The sequence below is a fragment of the Neptuniibacter sp. QD37_11 genome (assembly GCF_047778105.1).
Taxonomy (GTDB): Bacteria; Pseudomonadota; Gammaproteobacteria; order Pseudomonadales; family Balneatricaceae; genus Neptuniibacter.
The window spans coordinates 1660904-1674121 of record NZ_CP180552.1 but is presented as its reverse complement, the minus strand read 5'-3'; the positions used below and the strand labels follow the sequence as shown (position 1 = coordinate 1674121).

The following is a 13218-nucleotide window of genomic DNA, read 5'->3' as shown; positions in this document are numbered from 1 at the left end:
GTGAGAACATCTTAAGTACTGTCTATGTGTGCGCATAACAGCTAAATATATGACAGATTGACGTGTTTAAACACGACAATTTGACATATATCTCCAAGAATATAAATTAGAAAAGTTTTGCAGATGTTTGATTTTCATTAGCTTTCCTTGCTTTAAAAATTTTGAGCTTTGTGAAAAAGCGTCAATTTGACGTACTATCCTTGCACAACATACAAACGGATGAAATACTGTATATAAAAACAGCACAAGGATGTGTGTTATGCCCTCACCTTTTATTCAATTAATTCGCGATCATTTGCGTGCACGCCACTACAGCAAACGCACTGAGCAAACCTATATCTACTGGATTCTCAATTACATACGCTTCCACGACAGAGAGCACCCTAATAACCTAACGACTGTAGACATAGTCAAATACCTAGAGCATCTTGCTCTTAAACAGAAAGTTTCCCCTTCAACTCAGAAGACAGCATTAAATGCCCTCATGTATCTGTACAAACAGGTACTTGGCTGGGATCCAGCATCACTACAATTAGGTGATTTTCATCGTGCTCAAACACCCAAAAAACTTCCGATAGTTCTGTCTAAGTCCGAATTAAGGCTTATATTCTCTAATTTACAGGGGGAGTATCTAGCTTGTACGAAAATGATGTATGGCTCAGGATTAAGATTAATGGAAGTATGCCGGCTTCGTATTAAAGACATCGATTTTCACAGACTCTCTGTCACTGTAAATGATGGCAAAGGCAGAAAAAATCGTATAACTACATTATCTGAAGCCTGCGTTGCTGATTTACAAAGACAAATAGAGATATGCCAAGCTTATTTTCAAGAGGATAGTGAAGCTGAACATTGGGATGGGGTCTATCTGCCCTATGCTCTTTCAAAAAAATATCCCAATGCCCCTTTTGAATTTGCATGGCAATATCTGTTTCCAGCTAAGGCTCGCTCAGTCGATAAACGTGAAAACAATGCGATCAGAAGGCATCATATTTATGACCGATCCTTACAAAGAGCCTTTAAAAAAGCGGTGATAGCCTCAGGTATTAATAAACCCGCAACCTGCCATAGCCTTCGCCACAGTTTTGCAACACACCTCTTAGAACGCGGTGCAGATATAAGAACCGTTCAAGAACAACTAGGTCACAGCGATGTAAGAACCACTGAGATCTACACCCATGTACTTAATCGTGGAGGGCGTGCTGTTATTAGCCCATTACAAGATCTATAGAAATAAATTTATGAGGGCTAGATTGAATCTAGCTCTCTGTTCAACCTGCCATCGAATACTGCTCTTCCAACCTACTCGTACCCAACCCACTCATCTTCTTAACTTTAATCTGCACAGGGATGCGCTCTTTCATTGCTTCAATATGACTGATAACACCAATCATCTTGCCTGATGCATTTAGGCTATCCAACGCATCCAATGCCGTATCTAAGGTTTCACTATCGAGGGTACCGAAACCTTCATCCAAGAACAGTGAATCGATACTGGTTTTCTGACTAACAAGATCTGACAGGGCCAATGCTAATGCCAAGCTGACTAGGAAGCTTTCACCGCCTGATAATGTTTTGGTATCGCGCACGGTATCTGCTTGCCAGGTATCCAGTACTTGAAGCTCTAGAGCACCCGATTGTTTTCTCTGCAGCATATAACGACCATGCAGACGTTCTAGCTGTTTGTTCGCTAGGTGAACCAAATGGTCGAGTGTTAGGCCTTGAGCAAAGCGGCGGAATTTATCTCCCTTTTGAGAGCCAATAAGGGAGTTCAAATAGGAAAGATCATCATATTCTTGTTTTGACTGCTCTACCTCAGCAAATAGCTGCTGTTGCGATTCACGGCGCTTTTCGTTATCTTGTAGTAGTGCAGTGCCTTCGCCCTTTTGAAGTAAAAGCTGTTTAATCTGATTATCTAGCTGAGCCAACTCTATAGCGATTTGCTCACCATTGATCTTTTCATACTGTCTTTCTAATCCACACTTCTGTAACTCTATTAGTTGCTGCTCAGCTTGTTTAAGTAAAGTTTCAGAATGCTGTTCAGCTTTGGCGATCTCTTCGCTTAGCGCTTTTAACTGCTGCCTTTCTTCGTCAGAAATTAGTGCATCAATAAGAGCCTGCTCAGAATCAAATGGGCTACTTGCTAGTGCTTGTTGCCATTCAATTTGTTGGACACTGAATTCAGTTTGGAGCTGATTATATTGCTGCTCTTGCTCAGCAATCATTGTTTGCAAACGGGTTAGCTCGGTTTCGTGCTGTTTATGTGTAGCAGATATCTGCTGGTGGTTCTGCTCAGCTTTGTTTACCTCTGCAAGTAGACGTGAGCGCTCCTCTGCAACTGATTTATCACCAAATAGCTCCTGACGCCCTATTTGTTTCTCAGTAAGGTCCTTTGACAGATCATTAAGACTGTTTTGCTGTTCGGTACAGAGTCCAGTTTGCTTTTCTAGCGATTGGTTAGCCTGAGTTAACTCAACCGCAGATGTTTCTAGGCTGCGATTTAAGGTTTCAAGGCGCTGCTGTAACTGTTGTAAGTTAGCAATTTGGTTTTCTAACGCATCTAACCAATCGGTTAGCCCTTGTTCGGGTAGCGTTAGTTGTAATTCAGCCACTTCCTCAGCTAGACCTTGCTTAATCATAGCGATCTGCTCGTTAAGCTCTTGCAGACGCTGTGTATCTTTAAGCTGCAACTGAGTTAGGTTTTCACACTCTTTATTGGACAATTCTAAGTTGGCTTGAGCTTGCTGTAAGGTCTGTTCTGCCGCATGGATTCCTTGCTGCTGCTGATTGACCTGCTCACCTAACTGGCGCAGCTGTTCGATCTCAGTTTGCTGGTTATTTAGCTGCTGCTCGAATTGCGTAGTTGCATAATCAAGCTGTTCAGTCTGATTTGGTCCGAAACTAAACCCCAACAGTTGCTGTAAAACTTGCCACTCTTGCAGAAGTTGCTGTAGCTGTTCATTAGTCTGCTGCAGGCGGGTTTTAAGGTTAACTATCTGAACGCTCGTTAATTGGTTATAACGCTCTCTTAGTTGAGTACCTTGAGTCTTAAGCTGATCACGCGCTTGCTCAGTCTTGACAAAGCGCTGTTCGGTTTCGCCCATATCTATAGGTTGATAATCAGCCACTAGGGGATGCTCTTTTGAACCGCACAACGGACAAGGCTGATCCGGTTGAAGCTTAGCCCGTTCTGCTTCGAGATTTTGTATTTGACGCTCTTGCTCTAACAGTCGCTTTAAATCTTTGAACTGCTGATCTTCCCTTTGATACTGCTCACGAAGATTAGTGAGATCGCCTTCAATTTTCTGAGCAGTCACTTCCAGCTGACTTAACTCATCACTGACTCCAGTCTGCTCACTTTCTAACTGGATATGCTGAACAGACAGATTCTTTGCTTGAATAAAGCTTTTTTGCAGCGTTTGTTGCTGATTGTACTGTGCTTCTATATCTGCCAATACTCGGCCATTTAATATCGATTGAAGCTGCTGTTGAGTCTGTTGAAAGCTACTATTTAAGTTTTCTTTTTGTTTTGTGCTTTCAGAAAGATGTTGCTGTAGCTGCTCAGTTTTTTGCTTTTCCGCATCTATTTGATTTTGTAAGCAAGAAAGATGATCTGTCAGGCTTTTAACTTCAGCCGTATGTTGCTGAGTTTGCTCTAGCTGACTACGCCATAAAGGGATACGCTCTGCAGCACCTTCAAGATGACGAAGTTCGTCTATTTGATTTTCAAGCTGTGAGGTTTCAGCCTTGGCTTGATTAATCTTGTCGATAATCTGCGTTTGTGTTGTTTTCTGCTTTTCTAATTCAGACTGATGCTTTTTTAACTCAGCAGTAGCACTCTCTTTTAACTTTGAAAGCCTTTCAATCTCAGCATCCAACGGCACTACCTGTTCATTAATCAGCGTTTCTTGTTCTGTTTGTTGCTGCTTAGCCTGTTTCAGTTGGAGCTCTGCTTCGTTTAGAGTTTGCGCTGAACTTTTATGCTGATCTGTAGCCGTCACTAATTGAGCTGAATTCTGCTCCTTGATCTGTGTAAGATCGCTAAGCCGTTGCAGTGCACTTTGATATAGCTGGTAAGGTGCTTTAAGTTTCTCAGCCGGTTCACTCACTGCTAGCTTTTCAAGAGAGCCTTTAGCGGCTTCTTTACGTTGCTTAACGCTTTCTTGTTCAGCCAAAGCACTTTGCTTTTGTTGCTCAGCTTTTTGCAGATCAGTCCACCAGCGTTCCTTTGATTGCTGTTCGCTCTGCTCTTTCTCTAAGGTTTTAAGCTGTATACTAATCGTTGTTTGTTCGGATTTAAGCTCAACAATCTTCTCATCCGATAACAGCTCAACACCTTTAGCCTGAGCTTCTAGCTGTTTGAGGTGGTTATCTGCCTCTTTGAATTGCTCGTATACCTTTTCAGATATCAAGCTGTAGATAGCCGTACCGGTTAACTCTTCGAGTAAACCGGCTCTTTCATTGGCATCAGCATTAAGAAACGCTGCGAACTGGCCCTGAGAGAGCATCATGGATTTAGTAAAGCGGTCAAAGTTTAAGCCGCTGATTGTCTCGATTAGCTCATTCTTCTGCTTAACCTGCGAAGCGATGATTTTACCTTCACCGCTTTCGCTTACCTCTGCCAATTCAACTTTGGCTTCTTGTAGATTGCCATCAACCTGATCCCTGGAACGACGCTGGCTCCAAAATGCACGATAGCAATTACCTTTTACTTCAAACTCAACTTCAGCGAGCGAGTCTGCTGTACCGCGAGTCATCAGTTCATTCGTGCTTTTAGAGATAGTCCCTAAGCGTGGCGTACGGTGATACAAGGCCAAGCAGATCGCATCTAAAATTGTCGTCTTACCGGCACCTGTTTGGCCTGTGATGGCAAAAAGACCATTATCGATAAACGGTGATTGAGTAAAGTCGATCTTCCACTCACCCTTTAGCGAGTTAATGTTTTTAAAACGCAGCGCTAATATTTTCACAGGCTCTTCTCCTCTGCTGTATTCGGAGCTAAAGCAGAGAAAAGATCGTCTTGATCGATCTTAGTTTCATTCGGCTGTTTACCCGGCTCGGCCTTTTCCGTTTTGCCTGTTACGCGCTTGTTTTTAACTGGAATGGATTTTGGCTCATCGACAGGATCATTCTCTAAAGAATACAGATTCAGCGTGTTGTTGTCGTTCTGTTTTTCCTGTCCAAGCTCTTCTGATTCATGATCACTATCAGATGCATCAACTGGAGCGTGCTTACTAGGATCCCCTAAATCCTCTGGTTCTGAGCGATCATCTTGCTCTTGCTCTTGGCAGTCTTGAGCAGGAGGTGTCTGTATTGAAGAAAAGAACTCATCCGCTGGCTTACTGGCAGGAAGATCATTTTCAAACTCAACAGTCGTTACGATCTGGCAGAAGCGGTCTTTAAGTCGTTGAATACGGTTTTGTTCAGCTTCAGATTCGAAAACCTCATCGTTAAGCCTACGTGTGAAAACCTCGTAAGCATTCAATTCGGAGAGCGTCTCTTTCTCCTTGCCGACTAAACCTCTCTGGATCTGTTTGCGAGCCCTTCGCAGTTGCAGAACCTCAACGTTAAGATCTTGAGTTAGTTGCTCAATACGTTGGGTAAGATCATTCAGGTAATCTTGGGTTTGAACCTCAATCGATAACCAAACAGGAAGTTCATGCTGTTCAGCTTCAAGTTCATCCAACTGCGCTTTAATTGAATCAAGATCACCCTTGATGCTTGCCATTGGCTGGAAGGTCGGCACTAAAAGCGGTGTTATCTCTTTTAAATGGCTTTGTTCAAATTCAACCATCAATACCTGCTTTTGAGTACCGATCTCATCAAAGCTTAAAGGGATTGGTGAGCCGCAATAGCGAATATGCTCAGACTTAGCGACTATCTGTGGGCGGTGAATATGGCCTAAAGCGATGTAATCTGCTGGTGGAAATGCACTGGCTGGAAATGCCTCTAGATTGCCAACATAGATATCACGAACAGACTCAGAGGTTTTAACACCCATTGCTGTTAAATGCCCTGTAGCGATGATCGGGATAGACAGCCCAAGCTCTTTTCGCTTTTGATTAGCCAGATCATAGATGGCTTGGTAGTGTTCTGCGATTGCCGTGCCTAATGAATGCGCTTTATCTTTAGCCGATTGATCAGCAGCACTTTGCATCACATCACGAGGACGAATATAAGGAATTGCACACAGGATGGCAGCCGGTTCACCTGAGCGATGATTCAAGGTAATAATCTGCTGCTCAAGTTCTGATTCAACACTCGCTATGACTTCCGCATTGAGATGTTTAAGCAGGCCTTTGGATTCATTCAGCGTGGACACAGAGTCATGATTACCGCCTAAAACCACTAACTGACAATCGTGTTTATTTACTTCGATAACCAGTTGATTATATAACTCTCGCGCATAACTAGGTGGTGAACCTGTATCGTAGATATCACCTGATATTATTAACGCATCTATTTGATTTGATTGAATTTCACCTAATAGCCATTTAATAAACTCTTGGTGTTCGGCTAATCGACTTTTTCCAATAAAGTGCTGACCTAAGTGCCAGTCAGAGGTGTGTAAAATGCGCATTAAGTAAGGCTCGGCAATCCATAGATACAATGAAACTTCACCTCCATTGAGGTGAAGCTCATATTATCTTGTTACCGCTTTTAGCACCATCCATAGTCTCTGTAATATGATGGTGTTAGCTGAGCATCTATTCAGCGCTTAAGTACTGTATTAGTGCTTGTTCTGCATTGGCACAGTGATAGGTATCTTTGTGCTGTTTGAGCGTTTGGTAGGTAACTTCAAAGACACTGCCGCTAACCACTAACACAAGGACATCGGTCTCACCCTCATCATCAGCGCTAGCCTCCTCTGGCTCATCTGTGTCGAATTGATAAAAGCCTGCCTGCGGTATATCCATATCCTCTTCAAATCCATCGAGATAGTCTTCAATAGACATCTGATGAACTTCAAGCACTTCATCAGCACTAAATTCGAGAATTGAATAAGTTTTGGGTACTGAAAGGAAGTCCCGTTTTACCGCATAACACAGCACCAAACTTTGATTGCGACCCACTTGTCTCAGTAGATAACGAACATCAGATTGAGGTTCTACCTCTGGTGCAGATAATGTATTGATAAGCGAAAAGGTAATCACGGATTAATCTTCCAAAACGTAAGCTGGCAGATCGGTTTCTGCAGGAACAGGGGTTGGTACGCCATCATCATCGATCGCGACAAACTTAAAAATAGCCTGCGTTACCTTTTCACGTTTTCCGATACGACTACGACGCACCCAAGCTTCAACGTGAATCTCCATCGATGTACGGCCTACTTTTACAATTTCCGTATAGACGCCCAGCACATCACCCACTTTCACTGGACGGATGAAAGACATGCTATCTACCGCCATGGTTACTACACGTGTCTGTGCGCGCTGGCCTGCACAGATACCCGCCGCAATATCCATCTGCGACAACACCCAACCACCAAAAATATCGCCTGAAGGGTTGGTATCACCTGGCATAGCCATTGTACGTGTAGTCAGGCGGCCCTTTGTAACTTCTTGTGTTTGGTCTTGATCAGACATAATGCATGGTCCTACTTCTTAGATGGAGGTCTGTTATTCCAATATGTACTTATAACTATACCTTGGTCTATAAGGTTTTGCGTAAGTTGTTTTGAATCCTTACCCTAGAAAGAGCCTAGAAAGCGACGCTTCAACCTTTTACCTACATGCGCTTATTGGCATAATACGCACCAAATTTATCTCCTTACTCGCTCCTTAAGAGCGCAGTCATCTATAGCGGATCTAATATCGTGTTAACCACAGCAAATATCACCATGCAGTTTGGTGCTAAACCTCTATTCGAAAACGTTTCAGTTAAATTTGGCGAAGGTAATCGCTACGGTTTAATTGGCGCCAATGGCTGTGGTAAATCCACATTTATGAAAATCTTAGGCGGAGACCTAGAACCAAGCGCTGGCAATGTTTCCAAAGGGCCAAACGAGCGTATCGGTAAGCTAAAACAGGATCAATTCGCTTACGAAGAATTCAGCGTCATGGATACCGTTATTATGGGCCATGAAGAGTTGTGGGCTGTTAAATCAGAACGTGACGCTATCTACGCTAATCCGGAGATGACTGAAGAAGATGGCATTCGTGCAGCAGAGCTCGAAGGCGAGTTCGCTGAGATGGACGGCTATAGTGCTGAATCCCGCGCAGGTGAACTGCTATTAGGTGTAGGTATTCCAACAGAACAGCACTTCGGTCCAATGAGTGAAGTGGCACCAGGTTGGAAACTCCGAGTACTCCTTGCTCAGGTGCTATTCTCTGAGCCAGATATCATGCTTCTGGACGAACCTACCAACAACTTGGATATCAACACGATCCGTTGGCTAGAAGGTGTTCTTAACGAGCGTAACTGCACAATGATCATCATCTCGCACGACCGTCACTTTCTTAACAGTGTATGCACGCATATGGCTGATTTGGACTATGGTGAGCTACGTGTTTACCCAGGCTCGTACGATGAGTATATGACTGCATCAACACAGGCACGTGAACGCCTGCTTGCTGATAACGCTAAAAAGAAAGCACAGATTGCTGACCTTAAGAGCTTTGTAAGCCGCTTTTCTGCCAATGCTTCTAAATCTAAGCAAGCAACGTCACGTGCACGTCGTATAGAGAAGATCGAGCTAGAAGAGGTGAAACCTTCTAGCCGTCAAAATCCATTTATCCGCTTCGAACAAGACACTAAGTTACACCGTCTAGCATTAGAAGTTGAAGGTTTAGGAAAATCTTTTGATGAAGAGTTGTTTAAAGACCTTAACCTAATGGTAGAGGTTGGCGAGCGCATCGCGATTATCGGGCCTAACGGTAGTGGTAAAACCACCCTATTACGTTGTCTGTATGGTGACCTTCTACCAACAGCTGGCGAAATCAAGTGGTCTGAAAACTCTGAGTTTGGGTACTACGCTCAAGATCATGCAGCTGATTTTGAAGAAGATAAAACACTGCTTGATTGGATGGGTCAATGGGGCCAAGAAGGCGATGATGAGCAAGTTATCCGCGGTACGCTAGGCCGCCTACTGTTCTCACAAAAAGAGATCAATAAGTCGGTTAAAGTGATCTCGGGTGGTGAGCAAGGCCGTATGCTGTTTGGCAAGATAATCCTTCAACGTCCAAATATCATGCTGATGGATGAGCCAACCAACCATTTGGATATGGAATCGATTGAATCCTTAAACCTTGCCCTAGAGAACTACCCAGGTACGTTGATCTTTGTCAGCCATGACCGTGAGTTTGTATCCTCTCTAGCAACCCGCATTCTAGAGATCACGCCTGATGGCATTGTCGACTTCCGAGGTGGTTACGAAGATTACCTGAAGAGCCAAGGCGTAGAATAAACCTAAGCGCTAGTGCCTAAAAAGCCTGATTGCAGTTAACCTCAATCAGGCTTTTAAATTTTTACCCTTTGCATAAATAACTTTCAATTATTTGGTGAGCTTTATGATTATCGTCTGCCCTAGCTGTCATACATCCAACCGTATTCCTGATGACAAATCACATGTCGACGGCAAGTGCGGTAAGTGCAAAGGTCCGCTACACACACATCAACCAGCTGAGCTAGATGACCAATCTTTTGAAAAGTATGTAGGTAGTAATGAGTTACCTGTCATCGTAGATTTCTGGGCAAGCTGGTGTGGCCCATGCCAGATGATGAAGCCTATATTTGAGAAGACTGCAGCTGAATCTGAAATACTTCTCTTTGCAAAAGTAGACACAGAAAAAGCACCACGTACTAGTCAAAATATGAATATCCGTAGCATCCCTACCCTTGTGATGTTTCAAGGAGGCAAAGAGATTAATCGTGTTGCAGGTGCACTCTCAGAACCTCAACTAAAGCAATGGATTTTGCAAACTCTACAGAAGGCGTAAGAGTACTCTATGGAGCTTACAAATCAGATCGCAACAGAGCTAGGCGTCAAAGCACAGCAAGTTAAAGCAGCAATCGAGTTATTGGATGGCGGTTCAACCGTCCCATTTATTGCACGTTATAGAAAGGAAGCTACCGGTGCACTGGACGATGCCCAGTTAAGACAACTAGAAGCTCGTTTAGATTATCTTCGTGCTTTAGCGGCTCGTAAACAAACGATCATAGAAAAGCTCCAACAAGATGGCGTATTAACACCAGCGCTCCACCAGCAGATCAACCAGATAAGTGGTAAAACTGAGCTAGAAGAGCTCTATCAACCATTCAAGAGTAAAAGAAAAACCAAAGCTCAAATCGCTATTGATGCTGGTCTAGATAAATTACTCGATCAAATCATTCAAAAGCCAGATCAACAACCATACGCTTTAGCTAAAGAATTTATCTGTTCTGATAAAGGTTTCAGCTCAAAGGATGATTGTTTAGAAGGTGCTCAATCCGTATTAACTGACCGTCTGCTAACAGATCTTAAGTTACAGGCCGAACTAAAACTACGTGTGTGGAATGAAGCCAAACTAAAGGTATCCGTTAGCAAAGGTAAAGAAAGCGAAGGTTCAAAATTCCGTGATTACTTCGCTCATAGTGAAGCGATCAAATCCGTTCCTTCACATCGCATGCTAGCGATTTTGCGCGGCATCAATGAAGGCATACTGAAATCAGCTTTAGATTTTGATGAAGACCGTTATAAAGTTTTCCTATCCAAGATGTCACGTCTTCCACACTACGGACCTTCAGGGAAATGGCTCACTCAAGCGGTACACACTGCTTGGCAAAGTCGTATCAAATCCAAAATTACTAAAGATCTGATAGCAAAACAAAAAGATACCGCTGAAACTGAGGCAATTAAAGTATTTAGCCGGAATCTGCACGACCTTCTGCTTGCAGCACCTGCAGGTGCTAAAACCAGCTTAGGGCTCGACCCAGGTCTTAGGACTGGGGTTAAAGTTGCCGTTATTGATCCAACGGGTCGTTTGTTAGAACACACGACGATTTACCCCCACCCACCAAAAAATCAGTGGGACCAAGCCATTGATAAGCTTTTTAAGCTCAGTAAGAAACACAATGTTGAGCTGATTAGTATTGGCAACGGTACTGGCTCGCGAGAAACCGATAAACTCGTTGCGGAGATGCTCAAGCAACACGACTCAATTAATGCTCAAAAGCTTATTGTGAGTGAAGCTGGTGCATCAGTTTACTCGGCATCTGAACTTGCTACTAAGGAGTTCCCTGACCTAGACGTATCGATTCGGGGTGCGGTGTCGATAGCGCGTCGCTTGCAAGATCCTCTAGCTGAGCTGGTAAAAATTGAGCCCAAAGCGATTGGTGTTGGTCAATATCAACACGATGTAAATCAATCCGAGCTTAATCAAGCACTTGAAGCTGTGATTGAAGATTGTGTGAATGCAGTTGGCGTAGATCTAAATAGTGCTTCACCTGCAATTTTAAGCCGCATTTCTGGATTGAACACAACACTAGCTAACAACATCGTTGCTTATCGTGATCATAACGGCGCTTTCACAAGCCGAACTCAGCTTAAAAAAGTCGCTAGGCTTGGCCCCAAAGCCTATGAGCAAGCCGCTGCCTTTTTACGTATACAGAATGGCAAACAGGTTTTAGATAACTCCTGTGTTCACCCTGAAGCTTACAGCGCCGCGCAACGCATAGCTCAAGAGAACCAACGTAGTTTAGGTTCAATTATCGGGGATAGTGACTTCTTACAATCACTTAACCCGCAAGATTACACCGATTCTACCTTTGGCCTTTATACCATCAAGGACATCATCAAAGAGCTCGAAAAACCGGCCAGAGACCCGCGTCCAGACTTCAAAACAGCTACATTACAAGACGGTATTGAAAGCGTTAGTGATCTTATTGAAGGCATGGTACTGGAAGGTACAGTTACAAATGTGACTAATTTTGGTGCTTTTGTCGATGTTGGCGTTCACCAAGATGGTTTGGTGCATATCTCACAATTGGCTAACCGTTTTGTAAAAGACCCGCATGATGTCGTTAAACCAGGTCAAATTGTCAGCGTTAAAGTACTTGAAGTCGATCCCAAGCGGCAGCGAATATCCCTTTCAATGCGTACTGAACAATAGAATAATTCTCATTTTAGTATTAATGAGAATTATTCATTTCTCTGCATTTATTTAATTAAAATTCATTCATTAAAAAACTATCTTTATTGTTCAAAATCAATAACTAAGAGGAGACATAAGCTATAACTAATACTAGACTGTAACCACATAGCTTGATTGAAGTAGATTCCATGGTTACAAAAACAACTAACTTACTATGGATGCAGGCTGGTGCATGCAGTGGCGATACGATGTCGCTTCTTTGTGCTGACAAACCTTCATGGCCTGAATTCGTGCAGCAATATCAATTGGATGTCCTTTGGCAGCCTTCCCTTTCTACACGGCCCATGCGCGAGCTTATTGCTGACATTGATCTGATTCTTGCAGATAAAAAACCGCTAAATATTTTATGCATTGAGGGTAGTTTAGCCCTTGGCCCAAACGGCAGCGGTATGTTTGATACCTTTAACGATCGCCCCAAAGCTTTTGTCATTAAGGAATTAGCAGAAAAAGCGGATTATGTTGTAGCAGTAGGCACATGTGCAGCCTATGGAGGAGTTCCAGCGGCACCGCCTAATCCCACTGAGTGCACGGGTATGCAATCAAGCCAAGGTAGTTCTGGCGGCTTATTACCTGATTCATTCAGAAGTAAAAGCGGTCTGCCCGTCATCAATATTTCTGGCTGCCCTACTCATCCGAACACAATCATTCAAACCCTTATTGCTATCATCAAAGGCTATGCTCTTCCTCTTAATAACTTTAACCAACCGGAAGCCTTTTACAGCACGATGGTCCATCAAGGGTGTACTAGGAATGAATACCATGAATACGATATCGAAGAGGAGCAATTCGGAGAAGCGGGTTGTTTGTTCTATAACTTAGGCTGCCAAGGCCCATATACAACAGCAACTTGTAATACTGAGCTTTGGAATAACCGCAGTAGTAAAACCCGTGAAGGCGTACCCTGTTTAGGCTGTGTTTCGCCAGATTTCCCAAGAGATGCTCCCTTATTCAAAACGGAAAAAGTCGGTGATATCCCAGTAGCACTACCATTAGGCGTCAGCCGACCACGGTATATGGCATATAAAGGCCTCGCAAATGATGCGGCTCCAATCAGAATCATTGAACGTAAAATGAAACCTTAAGTAGT

The 13218-nt window shown here is 43.4% G+C and carries 9 protein-coding genes; 5 read left to right on the top strand and 4 right to left on the bottom strand.

Features of this window, described 5'->3' with window-relative positions:
• Window positions 1–259 precede the first annotated feature (259 nt).
• On the top strand, window positions 260–1231 hold the full coding sequence (locus ACMXYT_RS07580) for an integron integrase (RefSeq protein ID WP_415912127.1): 972 nt from the start codon (window positions 260–262) through the stop codon (window positions 1229–1231).
• Window positions 1232–1271: 40 nt separating this feature from the next.
• On the opposite strand, the gene ACMXYT_RS07575 is transcribed toward ACMXYT_RS07580, so the two are convergent.
• The 4 genes from ACMXYT_RS07575 to ACMXYT_RS07560 form a co-directional block, all read right to left on the bottom strand.
• Window positions 1272–4970: an SbcC/MukB-like Walker B domain-containing protein gene (locus ACMXYT_RS07575; protein ID WP_415912126.1), complete on the bottom strand. Its 3699-nt coding sequence runs from the start codon at window positions 4968–4970 to the stop codon at window positions 1272–1274.
• A complete protein-coding gene (gene sbcD, locus ACMXYT_RS07570) occupies window positions 4967–6580 on the bottom strand; it encodes an exonuclease subunit SbcD (RefSeq protein WP_415912125.1) in 1614 nt (537 codons plus the stop codon). Before sbcD ends, ACMXYT_RS07575 begins: the two co-directional genes overlap by 4 nt.
• Window positions 6581–6707: 127 nt before the next feature.
• Window positions 6708–7154, bottom strand: a complete 447-nt coding sequence (locus tag ACMXYT_RS07565; protein WP_415912124.1) for a hypothetical protein — start codon at window positions 7152–7154, stop codon at window positions 6708–6710.
• A 3-nt stretch (window positions 7155–7157) separates the two neighbouring features.
• Entirely contained in the window at window positions 7158–7586 is a 429-nt protein-coding gene (locus ACMXYT_RS07560; protein ID WP_415912123.1) for an acyl-CoA thioesterase, read from the bottom strand.
• Window positions 7587–7816: 230 nt separating this feature from the next.
• Between ACMXYT_RS07560 and ACMXYT_RS07555 the strand changes: the two genes are divergently transcribed.
• The 4 genes from ACMXYT_RS07555 to ACMXYT_RS07540 all read left to right on the top strand — a co-directional run bounded on the left by ACMXYT_RS07555 (window position 7817) and on the right by ACMXYT_RS07540 (window position 13213).
• Complete coding sequence (locus ACMXYT_RS07555) at window positions 7817–9406, top strand: ABC-F family ATPase (RefSeq protein ID WP_415912122.1); 1590 nt, start codon at window positions 7817–7819, stop codon at window positions 9404–9406.
• Window positions 9407–9509: 103 nt separating this feature from the next.
• The gene (trxC, locus tag ACMXYT_RS07550; protein ID WP_415912121.1) at window positions 9510–9938 is read left to right on the top strand and encodes a thioredoxin TrxC; all 429 of its coding nucleotides are present in this window, start codon (window positions 9510–9512) and stop codon (window positions 9936–9938) included.
• A gap of 9 nt (window positions 9939–9947) precedes the next feature.
• Window positions 9948–12089 carry a Tex family protein gene (locus ACMXYT_RS07545; RefSeq protein WP_415912120.1) on the top strand — a complete coding sequence of 714 codons (2142 nt, stop codon included), beginning with the start codon at window positions 9948–9950 and terminating at the stop codon, window positions 12087–12089.
• Window positions 12090–12259: 170 nt separating this feature from the next.
• The gene (locus ACMXYT_RS07540) at window positions 12260–13213 is read left to right on the top strand and encodes an NADH:ubiquinone oxidoreductase (protein WP_415912119.1); all 954 of its coding nucleotides are present in this window, start codon (window positions 12260–12262) and stop codon (window positions 13211–13213) included.
• The last annotated feature ends 5 nt before the right edge of the window (window positions 13214–13218 follow it).